At 38.1% G+C, this 19,581-nt stretch carries 18 protein-coding genes; 5 read left to right on the forward strand and 13 right to left on the reverse strand.

Annotated elements, in window-relative coordinates; translation table 11 throughout:
* The first annotated feature begins 9 nt into the window (after positions 1-9).
* Positions 10-357: a carboxymuconolactone decarboxylase family protein gene (locus P176_RS0102400; RefSeq protein WP_026753199.1), complete on the forward strand. Its 348-nt coding sequence runs from the start codon at positions 10-12 to the stop codon at positions 355-357.
* A 118-nt stretch (positions 358-475) separates the two neighbouring features.
* A complete protein-coding gene (gene lptB / locus P176_RS0102405; protein ID WP_026753200.1) occupies positions 476-1,225 on the forward strand; it encodes an LPS export ABC transporter ATP-binding protein in 750 nt (249 codons plus the stop codon).
* A gap of 83 nt (positions 1,226-1,308) precedes the next feature.
* Here lptB and P176_RS0102410 read toward each other — a convergent pair whose 3' ends face one another.
* On the reverse strand, positions 1,309-2,184 hold the full coding sequence (locus P176_RS0102410) for a DUF808 domain-containing protein (protein ID WP_026753201.1): 876 nt from the start codon (positions 2,182-2,184) through the stop codon (positions 1,309-1,311).
* Between the two features lie 14 nt (positions 2,185-2,198).
* Positions 2,199-2,966: a phosphatidylcholine/phosphatidylserine synthase gene (locus P176_RS0102415; protein WP_026753202.1), complete on the reverse strand. Its 768-nt coding sequence runs from the start codon at positions 2,964-2,966 to the stop codon at positions 2,199-2,201.
* A 129-nt stretch (positions 2,967-3,095) separates the two neighbouring features.
* Between P176_RS0102415 and P176_RS0102420 the strand changes: the two genes are divergently transcribed.
* Positions 3,096-4,166 (forward strand): PorV/PorQ family protein, encoded by a 1,071-nt coding sequence (locus P176_RS0102420; protein WP_026753203.1) that lies wholly within the window; start codon positions 3,096-3,098, stop codon positions 4,164-4,166.
* Positions 4,166-5,764, forward strand: a complete 1,599-nt coding sequence (lnt, locus tag P176_RS0102425) for an apolipoprotein N-acyltransferase (protein WP_037348645.1) — start codon at positions 4,166-4,168, stop codon at positions 5,762-5,764. The genes P176_RS0102420 and lnt overlap by 1 nt, the downstream gene beginning before the upstream one ends.
* A gap of 219 nt (positions 5,765-5,983) precedes the next feature.
* On the opposite strand, the gene P176_RS0102430 is transcribed toward lnt, so the two are convergent.
* From P176_RS0102430 to P176_RS0102470, 9 genes are all read right to left on the reverse strand, one after another.
* Positions 5,984-7,378, reverse strand: coding sequence for a sugar transferase (locus tag P176_RS0102430; RefSeq protein ID WP_026753205.1), 1,395 nt, complete (start codon positions 7,376-7,378; stop codon positions 5,984-5,986).
* A 52-nt stretch (positions 7,379-7,430) separates the two neighbouring features.
* A complete protein-coding gene (locus P176_RS0102435) occupies positions 7,431-8,447 on the reverse strand; it encodes a glycosyltransferase family 4 protein (RefSeq protein ID WP_026753206.1) in 1,017 nt (338 codons plus the stop codon).
* Positions 8,407-9,762, reverse strand: a complete 1,356-nt coding sequence (locus tag P176_RS0102440) for an O-antigen ligase (RefSeq protein ID WP_026753207.1) — start codon at positions 9,760-9,762, stop codon at positions 8,407-8,409. The genes P176_RS0102435 and P176_RS0102440 overlap by 41 nt, the downstream gene beginning before the upstream one ends.
* A 91-nt stretch (positions 9,763-9,853) precedes the next feature.
* Complete coding sequence (locus P176_RS18845; RefSeq protein WP_051605373.1) at positions 9,854-10,660, reverse strand: transglutaminase-like domain-containing protein; 807 nt, start codon at positions 10,658-10,660, stop codon at positions 9,854-9,856.
* 140 nt (positions 10,661-10,800) lie between these two features.
* Positions 10,801-11,931, reverse strand: a complete 1,131-nt coding sequence (locus P176_RS18850) for a glycosyltransferase (protein WP_051605374.1) — start codon at positions 11,929-11,931, stop codon at positions 10,801-10,803.
* A gap of 231 nt (positions 11,932-12,162) precedes the next feature.
* The gene (locus P176_RS0102455; protein WP_037348647.1) at positions 12,163-13,275 is read right to left on the reverse strand and encodes a glycosyltransferase family 4 protein; all 1,113 of its coding nucleotides are present in this window, start codon (positions 13,273-13,275) and stop codon (positions 12,163-12,165) included.
* Between the two features lie 289 nt (positions 13,276-13,564).
* Positions 13,565-14,890: a glycosyltransferase family 2 protein gene (locus P176_RS0102460; RefSeq protein ID WP_026753209.1), complete on the reverse strand. Its 1,326-nt coding sequence runs from the start codon at positions 14,888-14,890 to the stop codon at positions 13,565-13,567.
* Positions 14,891-14,950: 60 nt separating this feature from the next.
* On the reverse strand, positions 14,951-16,036 hold the full coding sequence (locus tag P176_RS0102465; RefSeq protein ID WP_037348648.1) for a glycosyltransferase family 4 protein: 1,086 nt from the start codon (positions 16,034-16,036) through the stop codon (positions 14,951-14,953).
* Positions 16,033-17,097 (reverse strand): glycosyltransferase family 4 protein, encoded by a 1,065-nt coding sequence (locus P176_RS0102470; protein ID WP_026753211.1) that lies wholly within the window; start codon positions 17,095-17,097, stop codon positions 16,033-16,035. The genes P176_RS0102465 and P176_RS0102470 overlap by 4 nt, the downstream gene beginning before the upstream one ends.
* A gap of 138 nt (positions 17,098-17,235) precedes the next feature.
* On the opposite strand from P176_RS0102470, the gene P176_RS19900 reads away from it, so the two are divergent.
* On the forward strand, positions 17,236-18,081 hold the full coding sequence (locus P176_RS19900) for a bifunctional 2-polyprenyl-6-hydroxyphenol methylase/3-demethylubiquinol 3-O-methyltransferase UbiG (RefSeq protein WP_051605375.1): 846 nt from the start codon (positions 17,236-17,238) through the stop codon (positions 18,079-18,081).
* A gap of 60 nt (positions 18,082-18,141) precedes the next feature.
* Here P176_RS19900 and P176_RS0102480 read toward each other — a convergent pair whose 3' ends face one another.
* On the reverse strand, positions 18,142-18,729 hold the full coding sequence (locus P176_RS0102480; RefSeq protein ID WP_156032939.1) for a sulfotransferase: 588 nt from the start codon (positions 18,727-18,729) through the stop codon (positions 18,142-18,144).
* Between the two features lie 106 nt (positions 18,730-18,835).
* Positions 18,836-19,573, reverse strand: a complete 738-nt coding sequence (locus P176_RS19905) for a bifunctional 2-polyprenyl-6-hydroxyphenol methylase/3-demethylubiquinol 3-O-methyltransferase UbiG (protein WP_197022132.1) — start codon at positions 19,571-19,573, stop codon at positions 18,836-18,838.
* Positions 19,574-19,581: the final 8 nt, after the last annotated feature.

Genomic DNA, 19,581 nt, shown 5'->3' on the forward strand with positions numbered 1-19,581 from the left:
CATATAAGCATGTCAGATTTAGTCAACGACTTTAATGCCTATCGTTCTAAAATGAACGACGCCATCCTAGCAGATAATAATAAAATCATCAAACGCATCTTTAATCTAGACACCAATGCTTTTACTGAAGGTGCCTTAGATAAAAGAACCAAGGAACTCTTGGGCTTAGTGGCTTCTACAGTGCTACGTTGCGACGATTGTGTAAAATACCATTTAGAAGCATGCCACGGTGAAAACCTTTCAAAAGAGGAAGTGGTAGAAGCTTTAGGCATTGCTACACTTGTAGGCGGCACCATAGTCATCCCCCATCTTCGTAGAGCTTACGAGTATTGGGATGCCTTAGAACAGCAGTCTTAATACAACGATGCGGCTCAGAAATTTATTCTGAACTGCCGTTAAACTTTTAATAAAGTTGGAAGCCTTAAAATTGAAGTCTGAGCGATTTTCCTATTTTTAAACTTTCCGAAGCAACATCATGAAAAAACTTAGAGCCGAACATCTTATGAAATCCTATAACGGACGTAAAGTCGTTAAGGACGTCTCATTAGAAGTAAAACAAGGGGAAATCGTAGGATTATTAGGACCTAATGGTGCTGGTAAAACCACTTCATTTTATATGATTGTGGGACTTATCAAACCCAACGGCGGCAATATTTTTTTAGAAGGCACAAATATTACCAATTATCCCATGTACAAACGCGCACAAAACGGGATTGGCTATTTGGCGCAAGAGGCCTCTGTATTTAGAAAACTGAGTATTGAGGATAATATCTTGAGCGTGCTACAAATGACCAAATTGTCTAAAAAAGAGCAACGCGCAAAAATGGAGTCGCTGATTGAGGAGTTTAGTTTAGGCCATATTCGTAAAAGTCGTGGCGATTTGCTCTCTGGTGGTGAAAGACGACGAACTGAAATTGCCAGAGCGCTGGCAACAGATCCCGATTTTATTTTGTTAGATGAGCCTTTTGCTGGGGTAGACCCTGTCGCGGTTGAAGATATTCAACGCATTATTGCGCAACTGACCAGAAAGAATATTGGTATTTTGATTACCGACCACAACGTACAAGAAACCTTAGCCATTACAGACAGAACCTATCTTATGTTTGAAGGGAGCATCCTAAAGGCCGGCGAACCCGAGGAATTGGCGAATGATGAAATGGTACGTAAGGTCTATTTAGGTCAAAACTTCGAGCTGCGTAAAAAGAAACTCAATTTTAACGATTAAGAAAGAGATAGGCTAGTTTTTCTAGCTTACGACTTGCAGTTCTTAAAACATCCGTTTTCCTTTACGCTATTCCAAAAAAATACTTAATGGGATTTACTAAATAACTTCTTTAAAGGAGTTACAATCAAAAGGACAATGGCACCCGCAATTGACCCTACAATAAAGTCTCTTAACATTGAAGGGATTCCCTCCAAGAAATGGTGCATGAATTCCAAGTTATGAACAAAAATACCTCCCGAAACCAAGAGTAGCGCAATGGTGCCTATAATAGAAAGCGCCTTGATTACTTTAGGTAAAGCATTCACCAAGAAAGTACCTATATGATAAGAAGCACCTTTATCATCTTTATTCTTTTTAATAAGACGGAAGCCTAAATCATCCATTCTTACGATAAGCGCTACAATACCATAAACCCCAATAGTAGCAATTATGGCTACTATAGAAACAACCATGATCTGGAACACTAAATCCTCCTCCACAACAGTACCCAAAGCAATGATGACGATTTCTACGGAAAGGATAAAATCTGTTAGTATTGCCGATTTGATCTTTGATTTTTCCAAAGCCAATACCTCCTCCTTGGTTAGTTCTTTTTCTTCGGGCTTAATGCCTTCTGGTTTGGCATGCGGCACAAAATATTCGTATATTTTTTCAGCACCTTCATAAGCCAGATAACAACCCCCTAAGATTAAAATCACGGTAATGGCCCAGGGCACAAAGGCACTTAGCAAAAACGCAATGGGCAAGATAATGAGTTTATTAAGCAAAGACCCTTTGGTAATGGCCCAAAGCACTGGTATTTCTCTAGAAGAAACAAATCCGGAAGCCTTCTCGGCATTCACAGCCAAATCATCTCCTAAAAGTCCTGCAGTCTTTTTGGTGGTAATCTTGCTCATGGTGAGCACATCATCCATGAGTACGGATATATCATCCAGCAAAGCAAAAAATCCTGATGCCATGAGTTGCTATTAAATTAAAGTGATTTTGAAAGAGATTTGGACCTGATATTCTCAAATACCGAAAGACCAATGTAAAGTAAAATAATTAAAGGAATGGCTGCGAACTGCAAGAGTACAAGCAGTACTATTGTCGCGATGATCAGCACATATCTAATAGTATTGTTTTTAAAACTATAATCCTTAAACTTTAGTGCAAAGAGTTTCACTTTTGCATTGAGTAAATAACAACTCACAAAAGTCAAACCAATCAAAAACCAAGGATTTAAAATCAATGTGGTAATGAATTGAGTATTCTGAAATTGGATAATCAAGGGTAAAGACAAAATAAGTAAAGCATTTGCAGGAGTTGGTAAGCCCTTAAAGTAGGTTTGCTGATCTTCATCAATATTAAACTTTGCCAAACGATAGGCAGAGGCTAGCGTTATAAACAAACCTATTAAAGGCACAACGGGAATTTTAAAACTATACCAATCTACAGAAGAAGACCAGTCTTGTTCTGTAGATATAGAAGGCGCATCCATACTCATCACCAAGAGCTTGTACATCACAACACCTGGCACCAAACCACTGGTCACCATATCTGCCAAAGAATCCAGCTGAACTCCCAAATCACTTTGTACATTGAGCTTTCTTGCCAATAAACCGTCAAAAAAATCGAAGAAAATACCTAAAAAAACAAATACCGCTGCTGCAGTAAAGTTGCTATTCACTGCAAAAAGCACGGCAATGCTTCCGCAGAATAAGTTAAGTAAGGTTACTAAATTAGGAATGTACTTTTTCACAGGCCATAGAAAGTTTGTGTAAAAATAATAAACTATTTTCGACAAAGACGACACAAAGGCAATAACTCACCAGATTTCAAGTTTATTAGATTGAAATTATTGTGCATCTTTGCAAAAAATTAATTGCTATTGAAGAATTACGCATTCCTTGTCCTAACATTGGTATCGGTTCTTAGTGCTGCCCAAACCACCCGTAAATATTCTAATGAATTTTTGAATATTGGTGTAGATGCTGCAGCCCTGGGGATGGGCAATTCGGTAGTATCGCACACGGCTGATGTGAATTCAGGATATTGGAACCCTGCAGGATTGGTCAATTTAGAAGATAGCCAATTGGCCTTACTCCACTCCAGCTATTTTGCCAATATTGCCAACTATAATTACATTGCGTTTGCCAATCCCTTAGATGATAGAAGTGCGGTGGCAGTATCATTAATTCGTTTTGGGGTCGATGACATTTTAGACACCACCCAATTAATCGATGACCAAGGCAATATCAATTATGATAGAATTAGCTTGTTCTCTACGGCAGATTATGCCCTAACGGTGTCCTATGCCAGAAAATTACCTCTAGACGGCTTAACCTATGGCGTTAATGCCAAAGTCGTAAGACGTATCATTGGTGATTTTGCATCATCATGGGGCTTTGGACTTGATGCGGGCATTCAATTTCAAACTAAAAATGATTGGAAATTCGGGATCATGGCACGTGACATTACCACTACGTTTAATGCATGGACCTTTGATGACGACCGATTGGCAGATATTCAAAATGCCATTGATGGCCAAAACCAAACCGTCCCTGAAAGCACCGAGTTGACCCTTCCAAAATTACAAGTGGGCATGTCTAAGAAATTCGTTTTTCATTATGACTACACCCTATTAACGTCGTTTGATCTCAATGTGAGATTCGCCCAAAATAATGATATCATCTCCACGTCTTTTGCTAGCATTAACCCTGCATTAGGATTTGAGTTTGGATATACTGATCTGGTCTTTTTAAGGGCTGGAGCTGGAAATTTTCAAAATGAATTACAACTCGATAATTCCGAGGATCTTACATTTCAACCAAGTTTAGGACTTGGTTTTAAATATAGAGGCATTCAAATTGATTATGCCTTTACCGATATTGGCGATCAAAGTGCCGCTTTATATTCCAATGTATTTTCGCTCAAAATCGATTTTAGTATCTTTAGATAGTGAAAAGACTTTTACTCGCATTCATCTCAGGACTGCTGCTGGCCTTAGGCTGGCCAACTTACGGGTTTCCCGCATTACTTTTTGTCGCATTTGTGCCTTTATTACTTGCTGAGCATCATAGTCGTAAGACTGACTTAAAGCGCAAAGGACTAAGTATATTTGGCCTCGCTTATTTGAGTTTTTTCATTTGGAACTTGGTCACTACAAGTTGGTTGCGTTTTGCCGATCTCTTTGGAGCAAGCTTTGCCATTTTAGTGAATTCGGCATTGATGTCCACGGTTTTTCTCTTGTACCATAAATATGCCAAGAGACAGTCTCAAAATCGCTCGCTGTTATTTTTAGTGGCACTATGGATCAGTTTTGAAAAACTACATCTTGTTTGGGAGTTCTCATGGCCCTGGCTAAATCTTGGTAACGGGTTTTCAGAATACATCACCTGGATCCAATGGTACGAATATACAGGCACCTTTGGAGGAACGCTTTGGGTTTGGATACTTAACGTCATTGTGTTTAAAGGTTTGTTAGCCTATACCAATGAGCGCTCAAAACGAACCTTACAGTTTTTACTGCTGAAATCTGCCGCATTAATCATTGTTCCTATTGCCATTTCCGTAGTCATTTACAAGACCTATGCTCCTCAAGGCAACACGGTAAATGTCATTGCTTTACAACCCAATATTGATCCCTATTCCGAAAAATACAATCTATCGAATTTGAAGTTTCTAGAGCTCATGGAACGCTTAACCAAAGATAAGCTCAACGATTCTACAGATCTACTGATTACCCCAGAAACCTATTTCGCTCAAAACGAAAGACTGCCCGATTTTAAATATTCCCTATTAAAAAACAGATTAGATCAACTCATAAGTGAGCATTCCAATCTCAATCTCTTAACGGGAATTTCGTTTATAGATGTGTTTCGGGATGAAAACCGAGTAAGACCAGAGACCAATCAGTACGATGCGGTCACATGGTATGATGATTATAATGCGGCCATATTTGTAAACGCTTTAGATAATGTGCCGCAATACAACAAATCTAAATTGGTGGTCGGTATTGAGAATTTCCCCTATCAAGATGTCCTAAAACCCATCATTGGTGATGCCCTTATCGATTTAGGTGGCACGGTGGCCATGAAAACCACCCAAGACTACAGAGGGGTGTTTACAGGATCTAAAGGAAATTTTAAAGCCGCCCCAATCATTTGCTATGAGTCGGTATATGGTGAATTTGTAACGGGCTATGTGAGAAATGATGCGAACTTTTTAACCATTATCACTAATGATGCCTGGTGGAACGAAAGCCAAGGACACCAACAGCATTTAAGCTTAGCCCGCCTTAGAGCCATTGAAACCCGTCGAGACATTGCGAGAAGTGCGAACACAGGCATCTCGGCCATCATTAACGCCAAGGGAGAGATCACTAGCCAGTTAGACTATGGCAAGCAAGGTGCTCTTGTAGGCCAAGTAACCACCAATGACAAACTCACCTTTTATGTATTAGCGGGCGACTATATCGCACGAATTAGTATTTTTATTATGATTTTTGTGCTGCTTATCGGTTTCTTCCGAAGAAAGAAGGTCAACGGTTCGCTTTAAAAGTTGTGGAGTATCGGTGCGATTATCGCCTCTTTCCTCTGTGTTAATTCTTGATTCTGGATTATTGATTCTTAATACTAATCACCTCTGTCTTCCGTCTCTAACCTTGTCTCTTGATTCTTGATACTAATCACCTCCGGTCTTCCGTCCTCTGTCTTCTGTCCTCCTTATTCCGTCTTAATTCTTAATACTCAATACTTAATACTAACCACTCCGTCCTCACTGCCCCCGATAATAAATAATAGTACTCAAGGTCTTGACGACGATGTTCAAATCTAAAAACAGACTTCTATGCTTAATATAATAAAGGTCATATTGTAGTTTTGTGAGACTGTCGTCTACCGAAGCACCATATCGCGTATTCACTTGGGCCCAGCCCGTTAATCCCGGTTTTACAATGTGTCGGGTTTCGTAGAACGGAATGATGTTTGAAAGTTCCTTTACAAAAAATGGCCGTTCAGGTCTTGGACCTATAATGCTCATATCGCCTTTAAGCACATTAATAAACTGCGGAATCTCATCAATTCTTGAGCGTCTCAAAAACATCCCAAAAGCGGTAATTCGTGCATCATTTTTCTGAGCCCATTTGGCGCCTCCCACCTCAGCATTAACCACCATACTTCGCAATTTGAAGATGCGGAAGGTCGCCCCGTTCTTACCAACCCGTTCTTGAAAATAAAAAAGCGGGCCACGATTGGCCAAAAGATTACCAACAAGCACCAATGGCAAGATGCAGGCTCCAAAAATGAGTCCGATTATAGAAAACACAACATCAAACACTCTGAGAAAAAACAGATACAGCGTGTTTTGATTACTTCTACTAAATGGAAAATACTTATAAAAGTCTTTCCCTACAAATTGAATAGGGACACGATACGTAAGTTCCTCATAGACTTGGGTGTATTCCCGTATGGTAAAGCCTTGATCAAGCAGGGTAATCAAATCGTGATAAATGGAGGAGATGATGGTCTCAGAGTTATAGCTTGCCACTAAAATTTCTGAAATTTTCTCCTCCTTAATAATGGTCATGAGTTCATGCGGCTCAAATTCTTTTAATCCTTTAAAGAGCACAGGATCTTCCGCTTTTTCTTCACAATTGATAAAACCAACAATTTTATAGTTGGGATCAGACTGCCGTAACGGTTTTACAATATTCTCAATATTAGAGATTTCTCCCACGAGAAGGACTTTCTTATAAAATCTTGAAGACGAAATAAAGGTTATATAAAAAAGTCTCCACAAAAATATCATGGTAATGATACACAAATAAAAGTAGAAGATCTGTAACCTATTGAGTGGTAAAAAAGGCGTGAGTACGGGTGTTAACAAATAAAATAAAGTCACCGTAGAGGCCGTCAAAACAATATTCCTAAAGGTCACATCTAACTTACTTGATTTCTGCAAATTATAAATCTCAAAAATAGTCCCAAAAACCGTGATATAAAGGCCGAGCACAAAAAGAGCAGTCCCGTTGCCCTGAGATAGTGTGAGGTAATCAAAACCAAAGGCGAGTTCTAGAATGTACAATCCAAGAAAAACCACCGCAATATCGATAAGCCTTAATAAGATCTTACGTTCTGATACTTCAAAATGAATGTCTTTTTTTCTTCCCATAGATCAATACAAATTCAATGTAAATATAGAAAGTTACTTAGAACTAGCGCAATTAAACGCGTTCTAGTACATCAAACCAAAGCTCTTTAACCTGTGACCAATCAAAATTCTCGGCCAGTGCTCTAGCGTTGGCGGACATTTTTTCTAAAGTTTCAGGAGATTTTAGCAATTGGGTAATACCATCGGTCATGGCGTTCACATTACCCATTTGCACCAAAATGCCTTGCTGCCCATGGTTTATCAAATAGGGCATTCCTCCTACATCTGTAGACACAATTGGAAAGCCGAGAGCCATTGCCTCTATCACACTTACAGGCGTATTATCTACCGTGGTAGTGTTCACAAATAGATTGTATTCCTGAGACATAGAGATCCACTGCGCTTTAGACAACTTCCCTGTAAAGCGAACCTCAAGATGCAGCTCTTGGGCCAAACGTTTCAAAGGCTCCATACTACCATCAGTATCTGGGCCAACCATACAAAGAGTTCCTTTATAGCCACGTTGTTGCAATTGCGACAATACCAAAATCGCCTGTTTGGGATTATAAATGGCCGTAAAAGAACGTACCCAAAGCAGTCTTGGCGTATCATAGCTTTTAGCTATATGCTCATAGTGACCAATGTCTATAACGTTGGGGATGCAGATCACATTGCTATAACCATGACGTTCAAATTCAGTTTTCAAAAAGGCAGAGGGCGACACATTGACCAAGGCATGGTTAAAGATGCATTTTGAAAAGCTGCTGTTGGTACGTAACCTGCTTACTAAGTTCCCCCCATGTAGCATAGGGATGTAAGGCAAATGGAGCAGTCTTGCCAATTGAGACACCAAAAGCGCGTAATAAAAATTCAAGGTGCTATAAGTATCAATAAAAACCACGTCCACCCTGCGCCTAAACCACAAGATAGAAAACAACATGTCCAAGAGCCGGAAGAACTTATTGGTTCTAGGTGAGGTATAAAACACGGTATACCCTTCAGCCTCTAGAGCAGGACCTAAAGTGCGCATCACCGAAGTATTGACGTTCTCACGCACCAAGTCGTTGCCGACGTAAAGTATTCTTTTCATGGGTAACATTTAAAAGGGCTAAAGCATAAATAAAGGCAGGCATCGCAATTCGCATAGACATGTGATTAATAGTCAAAAACCAAAACACCATAAACGCATAAAAAAAATAGTTTTGTTTATTACGTGAACGTATGGCCAACGGTTTAAAAATAAGAATTATCAAAATCACAACACCAAAGATACCATGTTCTGCCAAAGTTCTACTTACCTCACTATGGGAGGTCACACCTTGTCCATCAATTTCGATGCGTTGGTCCTTAGCACGGCTAGAGCCTATTCCAAAAAAAGGACTTGCAATAAACCCTTCTAATTCCTCTTGAAACAATTCGCCTCTACCAGTTGATAAACTTTCTTTTTCGCGACCTAAATGATCTCTGTTTTCATAACGAAGATTAATCAATCCGTTAGTTTGATTATTACTAATCACCCAAGTAATACTAAGACCTATTAAAACTAATGCTAAAATTGAGATTACCTCATTTTTTTTCCTTGAAGATACTCTACCAAAATAATACGTTAAAAAGACAATAATAGCAATAATTGCTGTAAGAACACCACCCCTACTGAAAGTTACAATTGCTCTAAAAGACAATAGCATTAAAATTATGATATTTAATACTTTAAGACCTACTGTGGGCGATTTTGTAAACACGCGGATGGCCATAACAAACATGCCTAGCCCCAAAATTGCAGAGACTTGATTAGCGCCCCAACCACCCGATGCGGCCCGATTAGATGCCGTGCTGGACAAGACGTCTCTCAAGTCGGGAACATAAAAAAAGATATATATCGCATGAGAAATGATTGGCAAAACCATAAACAATAAAATTTGGGACAACTGATCAAAACTTACCTTCTTATCATAACAAAATAAAGCCGCCAATCCCAAACACACTGGGCCACTTAGTACAAATGCAATATTGGTTCTAAAATTGGCATCAAAACTCAGAGTTGTAGACGCTACGAAAATAGAAGGCACCAAAAACATCAAATAGATAAAATAGGGATAACCTTTGCCTGACAGCCCCTTATATAACATACCAAAAAGCACCAAGAGAATTACCAAATATTTCCCAGCCTCATAAGAAATAGACCCTTTTGTCATTCTAAATAGGACCTCGGCCCCTACAAAATAACCGCATGCTCTTAAAACCTCAAAGGTTTTTGTAGCTTCAGAAGCAATAATGATACGGTATAGGAAATAAATAAGTGCGCTAAAAAAATACACCTTCGCCAAAGTTTCGTTGAGATACACCAGTAGCCCGATTGCCACATGCAAACCGATAAGCGAGACGTAAGTAGTATTGGTTTTCAATTTTGAAAGGAATCTTTAGCGAATTTAAACAAATAAGAAGGATTTATAAAAAAGTAAAAACTCAATCATGCTCACATCAAATGGCATCCATCTAAGAAAAAATACGTTTGTAATCATCCATCGGAAATCGATAATGGTAACTTTTATTGATCAAATAGATAAAAAAATGAGTCATGAATACGGGGATATAGGGGCGAGTATATCTCAAAAATTGATCGTAGGTGTGGTTTCTGTAATGACAAATTAAAAACGGCGTAACGCCTTGGTTCAAATAATTTTTATTGATGATCTCCTCCGAAACCTTAGCGCCTTCTCCAAAATTCCTATAAGTGATAACTTGTCCTGAACGTTGCAATTGGTAGACTTCCACTACTGACAAAGGCTCCTTTTCAGTACTGTAAAACAAAATGGTATAAGACACATCCAACAACACCCATTTCTGTAATTCTTTAATAAAAACCTCGTTAAAGGAGTGACCGCCAAATTCTCTATTAAAGGGCGCGCTCGTGGTACCCCACTCGCGTACTGAAAGATTATTGATGACGCAAAAATTATTAAAGATTTGCGCCATATCACTACAAACCCCTCCTTTACCAGAAAGCATCGTTTCTAAAGCTTTTTCTGAGGGTTCACTTAGACCGGGTCCACCTTTTATATTCGTATTCAACCAAGCACTCAGTTGTTTTACGGTTTCCAAATCACTATCAGGCCTACCGCTAGGAAAAATCTCGGTATTCACTTTATGAAAATAATTAGGAATTCGGGACTTTGGATTCAGTTGATTGTAATTGAAACGAGCGATCTCATCTAGATTAGAGTTCTTGGAGAGCAAACGAAACCGAGTAAGATATAAAAACGGATGGCGCTTGATGGCCCAAAGGAGTTTATTAAAAATCATTATTAACTATGGTCGCTATGCGTATATTGAAATTCTGAAGGTGTCTAGTCGTTAATATATAACAATGACAAAGTATAAATAAAAATTTTAATGTCACAAACATATTAAAAAATTACCTTGATGTCGCAAGGCTTTACACCTTATTTCATTAAAACAGTGTTTAATAGATGCTCATTGTAATGAGAATAGGTGAATTGTTCCATAGCGGCTTTGGATACTGAAGCAAGTGCTTCATACTGAGCTTGGCTTTGAGATAATAACCTGATCAAAGTGTCTTGCACCCCTTCCACTGTCAAATATTCTATTAAATATCCATTCACGCCATCCTGAATCATTTGTCCTATAGAGGACACGTTCGATACCATTGGCAAACAACCGTAATTCATGGCCTCTGTAATCACTTTCGGGAAACCTTCCGACGCTGAAGGTAGTACAATAGCATGACATCGCTTATAAATCTCATGTACCTCAGTTCTTGAGAGTCGACCATGAAAATTCATATTTACGGGCTGATCTCCTGCTTTAACCACATACTCCTCTAAGTGCTCACTGGTCCCAACAAAGTGCACCTTACCAATCTTTTTAGATTGGTTTTTAGATAATCGTGATAAACTTTCCATAAATAAATCCACCCCTTTCTCTGGCTCTATACGGCCAACAAAACAGAGTTCAATAGGGAATTCAAATGTTTTAACTGCTATAAGCTGCTGCCCCTCCTCAACCTCATTTTTAGTTAAACACGGATTCTCAAAACTGAGACAATGTTCTGGTTGATCATCCCAAACCCCATTAATGGTCACCTTTCGAGACTGGTGTTGTAATAACCAGCGTTGAAAACGATATCCCAATGGCGGCCGCTCCTGCTTCCAATTACCGGCATATTTAAACCATCCTTGTTTTTTCTGCTTAAATAAAAATAAATAAGGAAGCACATAAACACCAATCCCCGTAGGCGCTCGAAATTGAAAATAATCAGAATGATCCAAGTACTTAGAAATAAGACCTAAAACTCTTGGTGCTCCAAAAATCACGTTCAATTTATCCTTCAGTCTTGGACCTCCTACAGCAGGGGTAGGAACAAATATAATCCGATCAGAAACATAGGCCAAAGTGTTTGCTGGGGCTAACTCATCATGCAACATCGCAATATGCACAATCTCATCAAAAATCTCTAACAACTGGTTAATCTCAGTAACCGTAGAACCTAAGCCAACGATATTGCCATCTGCATCTTTATAATGCTCAGTATGTGAAATAATGGTGAGGGTCACGGTTGTTTGTTTTAGCGCTCAAAGATAATCAAGTGTTAGTAATAAACCACTTGTTGCCGTGTATAGGATTAAGTTACTCTTTCAGGTCTTAGTTTACGTCTTCACGAACCTGCCTGCCGGCAAGCAGGGGAGGAACCGCTAGCCTGCCGAAACGAAGTCTAGGCAGGACCGAAGTGATCCCCTTAATCAAATTGCTGAAACTTCTAGTTGTAACTATTTAAAAGCCTTCCACTATTCAGTAGATAACACCTCTACATATTGGTTTATAATAACCTCCCATCGGTGATCTAAAGCCCATTTTACAGCCCGATCACGATAGGCTTCCTTATGTGATAATAATTGCCTAATAGCCTCTAGAAACTCGGTACCATTCCCTCCATCGATCAAGATCCCAGAGTGCTGGTTAGAAATAGCATCTTCAATGCCACAACCTTTGGCGCCTATGGCTGGTAACCCCATAGCATTAGCCTCTAAAATAGCAATCCCAAAACCTTCAACATCACCGGTAGCGGTTGCGCTACTCAACATGACGAAAATATCAGAATTTAATAGCATGGCCTTTAACTTTTCGTCAGAAACTCTACCATGAAAGGTCAGATGTGATTCAACTTGAAGCCGCTCTGCCAAATCCATAAAGGCATCTGTCTCTGTTTTTAAGCCCACAGCGTGGTAGTGTAAATCGGGGTAGTGTTTTAATAGCATTGGTAAGTGGCTAATGACGTTTTGTTGTCCTTTTCTAGAGGTCACATTGCCTATTGTGATCAATTTAGGACTCCCTTTTAAAAACTGAGGAGACCCGTCTATGGACAACTGCCATTGCTCAAAATCAATCCCATTTGGGATCACCGTAAGGTCTAACTCCAAATACGCTATCAAACTTTTGGTGTAATGGGAGACTGCAATAATCTTATGAAATCGTCTCAAGGACCATGCTACGGACTGTTTCAACCAAAACGTTTTAAAATTGACCTCAGTACCATGGACGACTGCGATGGAGCGTCGTTTAAAAAACCCACTATAAAACCCTACACTCCATAGAGAAAATTTACCAGTGGCTATGACCTGGCTTGAACGCCCTATTTCCGCAAACAGTGTGCTCAGTCGTGTCAAATACATCAAAAAGCGCGGATGCCTTTTTTTTGTTCTGATTACTTTAAAAGGCAAACCTTCATCAAATGTAGCTTCCTCTTCACCATCATCCGAACGTTGATCTGCCATTACCCGAACAACAAAACCCTGTTGCGATAATTGTAATGCCAAATGATAGGCATGATTCCCTATCCCACCCGGCTGGGGAGGAAATTCTGAACTAACGATTAATATCTTTTTTTTCTTCAAAATCATAACAGCTATAAAAACCATCTAACCCCGCATAATCAAACCTCCCTAACCTGCAACCCAACAGTCTTCGCGAGCGACGCAGGAGTGCGGCGACCTCCTTATTCAAAACTCCTAACCTTCGAGTTAGACTGCTTCAAAGGCCTATGCATATCCAGCAGCCTGCCTGCCGAAATTACTTGGTTCTTTCGTCAATCTAAAAAACGACAATTACTCCCCCCAACACTTAGGGCTCAACACGTTGTTCTTTATTCTTTGTACCGTGTACTTTGTACTTTGTACTCAATACCAATTTTCAGTCCAACTCAGGAATCTTGGGTCCTTCTTTCAATTTTATAGTAGCCAAACGCCAAGCCTTTGCAACTTGATACAATACCAGCGGAATTAGCAATACGGTGAGAAAAACACCAATGACCAATAACGGCTTATTCTTTTTAAACTGATACGGAAAAATAGATAAGGGCACCATGCGCAACAGAGCCATTTTAGTAGCAGCAGTGCCAAAATACCGCCGAAAGTAATAAATCACACTAGGGATGGGTCGGGGTGCAAAAAAAGTAGCAGGTCTAAAAGCATCCCAACTTCCCATTTCACGAAGTCCTCCGGTACCAGCCTTCACATCAATACAAGAGGCCAGCGGATTTGAAATACTTCTAATACCCTCTAAATACACCCGCATTCCAAATTCGCCATCGCCCATGCGCTGTTTTTCAAATTGCCGATCGAATAAACCTACGCTTTTAAAAACAGATTTGTACAGCATGGCGTTACCAGTAGCGAATTGTGAGGCAATAGCAAAAAACGCTCGATCTTTAGGAATCTCTTGACCTGCTGGATGAAACACTCCTGCGGACACTTGAGCATCGAAAAAGTCTAAGCATTTGAGATGCAAACGGATCCAATCAGAGGCAATACGTACATCATCTTCAGAAAGCGCAATGAGCGTTCCTTGAGCTTTTTCAATGGCGGTATTTCTAGCCAACCACAGCGCTTTCTCCTCTTGACGGATGATGATCATCTTTAGATCAAAGTCCCTATAAAAATCATTTTGAAAAGGTTCGGATTGATCCACCACCACCACTTCAAAATGCGGATAGTCTTGCCCCTCTAAATCCTTGAGCACATCTTTTAAATACTCATAACGGTTTAAGGTAGGAATGATAACACTCACTAGTGGGGCTTCTTTGATCAACTGAGATTCAAAATCATCCCATTTAGCGTCCAAAATAAGGGTATTATAATCAGCTCGTTTTATCCCTCGTGTGCCATACCAGGCCCTGCATTCTTTATAAGGGTTATGAAAAGACAATAGCCTAATGAGGCATACAAAAAAAACCCAAACCGCATGAAAATGTTTACGGGCAAAAATATAATTATCCTTTAAAGGCAAGCTATCAAATGCGCTGTAAGTTTCAGTGGTACCGGTATATCCTTTTTGAACCGCCTGCCATGATAAATCGTAATCTTGAGCCATTAACGAACTATATCTGCTATCAAACTCAAGACTAGACATTACAGATGATGGCAATAATGCCACTTTAGGAAAAACCGAAACGCCAGACTTATTCAAACGTCTAAAATAATGGGTGGGCTGTAAATAAGTTAAAAAGCTAAAAGGCATATGTTCATTTAACGTTTAGCGAAGATAAAAATTCAATCAAGAAAAGACCTTATTTTTAAATCAAACCTCTTCTGAGCCAATGATAATACTATGTATCTTTTTGTAAATAACATCCTTATCAAAAGTAGCGTCATAGAGCATTTTAAAATCAATTAGCCCTATAGTCGAACCTTCGATATAATGGCGAATTTTATCTTCCAATTCAGTTTTAGAGTTGGGGTCAAATGTAAACTCGCTTAAATCATACTTAGAGCGGTCAATAAAATTTAATGCTCCAAATTTTGAAGACACGAGAATTGAAGCGCCTAAAGCAGCTGCCTCAATAAAAACCAGACCGAACGCTTCGTGATAACTCGGTAATACAATAACGTTCATACTTTTATAAAATCCAACCATATCTTCTGCTGATAAGCCGCCCAAAAACACTACTTCTTGTTCTAAATTCAAAGACTTCACTAAGTGCTTCAACTCTGGTTGATAAGAGCCCTCACCAGCAATAAACAGTTTGATCTTTTGAGCACTTGAAGTTTTGAGATCAGCCAAGGTCTTTATAACACTTTGATGATTTTTTTCAAACTCCAATCGACCAGGACAACCTATCTTAAAAACACTAGAGTCAAGATTTTTAAAAATGCTAACATTGGCTGTAGGAGTATCTAGAATATTCGTCCAAAATGGTACACTTCTGGTTTTAACTGGATCAACCCTATAGATAGCAGTTAACTCTTTCTGTAACTGCTGAGAATTAGCAATTACCACATCGGCTAGATTCAAATAAATAGTTTTATTTATAACTTTTAATCTATTTGGTTTCGTAAATCCATAGGCCGTATGAAACCAAGCAATATTTCGTTTAACACCAAATAATCTTCCAAAAAGCACCGCAGGATTGATATAACCGAAATTAGAGACTACAATATCAGGTTTCACGCGTTTGATGATCTGAAATGTCGATATATAATTTTTTAATAAACTCCCTCGCTTTTCAGAATAAAAAGTCACGTTAAATTTTTCAAACTGACCCGGTTTATGTTTTAAGTGAAAATTAAAGACCTCATGCCCCTCAGAAGACAATCTGTAAGATAGATCTTTGTAAAACTCAGAGAGGAGCCCCTTATTAAACGTAAAGAAAATTAAAATTCTCAAGAGTTTGTATTTGGTTCTATATTGATGATGTTCTCAAACTGTCTTGCAATTTTATCCATAGAGAAAAAACTGAAATATAAGTCTTCAAACGTTTTTTTATCAAAATCTGAAGATAATATTCTTAATATCTTATGAGATAAATCCTTTGGGTCTTTCGGATCAAATGTAAAATGGGAAGTGTCTGTATTGATATAATCCAATGCACCGAATCGATGAGATACTAAGGTTTTACTCCCAGAAGCTAATGCTTCTATAAGAACAAGACCAAAAGACTCATTCAAGCTCGGTAACACCACCACATCCATTTTTTTATAAAAATCCACCATTTCATATGCTGTAAGATTCCCTAAATAAATAATTTGCCTTTTGTATAGCTCATAGTTTGGATTCTTTTCAAGAATACTCAAGTCGCCCTTACCTGCGAAAACCATAACAAATCTTTCATCTTTTAAAACAGCAAGCACATCAATCAACAGATTCTGATTTTTGTCGTGATTGATCCTACCAGGACAACCTATATAGATTAAGTCTGATTTTTTTTGAAACGCTAGAGATACTGCCTCTATGCGATGTATAGAGGTCGTAAAGGGAAGCGCATACACCTTATTTCTTTTCTGATTATATTCAACAATAACCTCCTTTTGTAGTTCCTTTGAATTTGTTATTATAGCATTGGAGAGTCTCATAAAAACAGACTTAATGAAGATATTGCGCTTGCTAAAATTCATTTGACTTTTTAGCGTATGAAACCAAATGAAATTATGTTTGATTTTCAGTAATTTAGAAGATAGTACAGCGGGATTCACAAAGCTAAAATTTGAAACCACTACATCAGGGTTTTCTAATTTTATAACTCTGAATATGTTATAATAATTTTTTATTTTATGACTTTTTTTAATAATACGAATAGAAATCCCAGAAGGAAGCTCAATGTTTTGATTGCGAGATTTTAAACTACAAATCAAAATCTTATGACCGCGATTGGACAAGACCGTGCCCAATTCTAAAAAAAAACCTGAGAGAAAACTTTGATTATATGTATTAAAAAAAATAATTTTCATTTCACCTTAATAAGTTACCAAAACTAATTATAAAATCTAATTTGCGTTGTTTAATAAAGTTTAGTTTTTATAACATTACTTTTATTTCAAATTTTATTCTGAACTATTATCACTCATTAAGAGAAAGCCTATAAGGTCATGAAAGCATCATTTACGAATACAAATACTAAAAATGTTGGTCAAGTTTCCAAAAGTAATCCTGGCTGGAAAGGCAAAGGATCTCCTACATTGAAAAGTTTAATTTCCAAATTATTGACAAATCTCAAAACTTATGTTTTGAATGGTAATTTGAACTTGTTGATTAACAATTTAAAATCAACGGCTTCAAATATCTCTACTTTTATTCTCAAAAAGAATCAGAAAAAAGTAATCTGCCCTTGCTGTCATTGGAAAGGACCTGGTTTTATTACAACTTGCAATGCTAAAAGAGTAAATTACAATTCCAATTGTCCACAGTGTGACTCACGATCAAGACATCGCGGACTTTCTATCTTATTGAGCAAGATTTTTGAAAACAAACAGTTGTCACTTTTATTTTTTGCCCCAGAAAAAATATTGATGAATGTGATCCAAAATAGTCTCGAGCAGATTGATGTCAAAACAACAGATTATTATTCTGTAGATGTTGACTACCCAAATGAAGATGTACAAAAACTTACATTCGCTAATGCTAGTTTTAACTATGTTCTCTGTAATCATGTTATTGAGCACGTCCCTAATGATGACGAAGCCTTTAAGGAAATCTCAAGAATATTAAAGAAAAATGGTAAGGCTGTCATTACGATACCAGGAGACTACCACATCGCTAAAACCGTTGAATTTGAGCAAACAGATAGCAACGGTCACTTTAGACATTATGGTCTAGAAGTGATTGAAAAAATGCAGTTGTATTTCAGCGAGGTAGAAACTATAGATTTACATTCATTGTCTCAGTCAGAATACGGCATTAGAAAAAATGACTTAGCATTCATTTGTTTTAAATGAATAAAAAAGTCAGTCTAAACTTTGAAGTGAATATATTGCGAAATAGATCCATCGCTCAAATCAATATTTCTTTTTGAAATTCCAATAGAGCGAGCGGAGATCACGATATAATTTATAGTTTGGCAATTGACGTTTTTTATTATTTCTGGCATGGGGGAAAGCCATCTGCGGCACTTTGTCAATATTCAAAAAACCGCATAGAGTATCATAATCAAAGTTTAGACCTTGTTTCATAATTATAAAGTTAGGTTTGTTCTTAAAAAAAGCAATAACGTCATTATTATGTTGGTTATAGACTTTTTTATAGACTACCTCGTGACCTTCGGCACAAGGTACTTTATAAATTTTTTGGTGTAAGGGAACTCTAATACTTGCAAAATAGTTCACTACACTTTTAATCCATTGTTCGGTAGGTCTAATGGTAAGTATAAATTTAGCATCAGGATAAAGCTCGTACAGTTCTTTATAAAATAAAGGCCATGGCATATCTTGAAAGGCGTCCCAGTTTTTGAGCAGGCTGACTAAATACTCTTGCAAGTCTTCGGAATGTTCAAAATCCATTAAATGTTTAACCCCGCCACATACTCTATAATCCAAAAACTGAAGCGCATGTTCCAAGGAGGTAGTGCCCGTTTTTTGGAAGCCCAAAATAAAGACTTTATGTTTCCTTGCATTGGAAACAATCTTTTGATTATTGAAATTTTGTTCCAATACTTTTAAAAATTATTTTATAACAATCTGGCAAATTCCTCATTCACTTATAGGCTACAGCAATCAAATGGGCCGTTTCCATAGATGTATTTTCAAGCCCTTTAGACTGAAAACCATTTATGATATTGGCAGAAGCTGTTTTTATTATCCCAAGAGGATTTGAGGCTTTGATACCTTTTAATCCCATCACTCTATAAGTTCCTGTTTTAACTGCATACCGTACCTCTACTTTTTTAAAATAGCGGTCAAGTAAAGATTGTAATTCAGATTTAGTATAGTGCCGCACGTGATCCATGTTACGGTCAGGACCTTCGTTTTTTATAAAATCACCATTTGGTGTGGTAAAGTAAGCCCATCCACCGGGTTTGATCACTTTAGAAATATTGGCTACAAAGTCTTCATCATTGGGAACGTGCTCTATGACCTCAATACAGGTAACAGCATCATAGCTGGCATCAGTGAGTGTTGATGTGGTCATGTCTTGAATAATTAAGTCTGAGATATTAGAACGTTTTTTTTGAATAGTCTTTAAAATAGACTCGGTAAAACCAAGATTAAGATCCTGTTTAGTGCCTTGCTCTTGGGGCACATCCAAAAGGGTAATCGATGCTGATAATCCGATAGTATAAGGAGATTTTCGACCACCAACATCCAAAATTGAAACGGATCTACGGGTCTTTTTTAAGGATTTTACCAGATGCCTAACATCACGCCTTACGGTCTGTAAGTGTACCGTCATTACAGGAAACGTTAACCAACGTAACAGCTCATAGTTTGTCATTGATAAGA

This window comes from Sediminibacter sp. Hel_I_10 (assembly GCF_000688335.1).
Taxonomy (GTDB): domain Bacteria; phylum Bacteroidota; class Bacteroidia; order Flavobacteriales; family Flavobacteriaceae; genus Psychroserpens.

Bases quoted from the DNA above. Each gene is read 5' to 3' on its own strand.
- P176_RS0102400 (WP_026753199.1), top strand. From the start codon at position 10: ATGTCAGATTTAGTCAACGACTTTAATGCCTATCGTTCTAAAATGAAC.
- lptB (WP_026753200.1), top strand. From the start codon at position 476: ATGAAAAAACTTAGAGCCGAACATCTTATGAAATCCTATAACGGACGT.
- P176_RS0102410 (WP_026753201.1), bottom strand. From the start codon at position 2,184: ATGGCATCAGGATTTTTTGCTTTGCTGGATGATATATCCGTACTCATG.
- P176_RS0102430 (WP_026753205.1), bottom strand. From the start codon at position 7,378: ATGGGAAGAAAAAAAGACATTCATTTTGAAGTATCAGAACGTAAGATC.
- P176_RS0102435 (WP_026753206.1), bottom strand. From the start codon at position 8,447: ATGAAAAGAATACTTTACGTCGGCAACGACTTGGTGCGTGAGAACGTC.
- P176_RS18845 (WP_051605373.1), bottom strand. From the start codon at position 10,660: ATGATTTTTAATAAACTCCTTTGGGCCATCAAGCGCCATCCGTTTTTA.
- P176_RS0102455 (WP_037348647.1), bottom strand. From the start codon at position 13,275: ATGATTTTGAAGAAAAAAAAGATATTAATCGTTAGTTCAGAATTTCCT.
- P176_RS0102460 (WP_026753209.1), bottom strand. From the start codon at position 14,890: ATGCCTTTTAGCTTTTTAACTTATTTACAGCCCACCCATTATTTTAGA.
- P176_RS0102470 (WP_026753211.1), bottom strand. From the start codon at position 17,097: ATGAAAATTATTTTTTTTAATACATATAATCAAAGTTTTCTCTCAGGT.
- P176_RS19900 (WP_051605375.1), top strand. From the start codon at position 17,236: ATGAAAGCATCATTTACGAATACAAATACTAAAAATGTTGGTCAAGTT.
- P176_RS19905 (WP_197022132.1), bottom strand. From the start codon at position 19,573: ATGACAAACTATGAGCTGTTACGTTGGTTAACGTTTCCTGTAATGACG.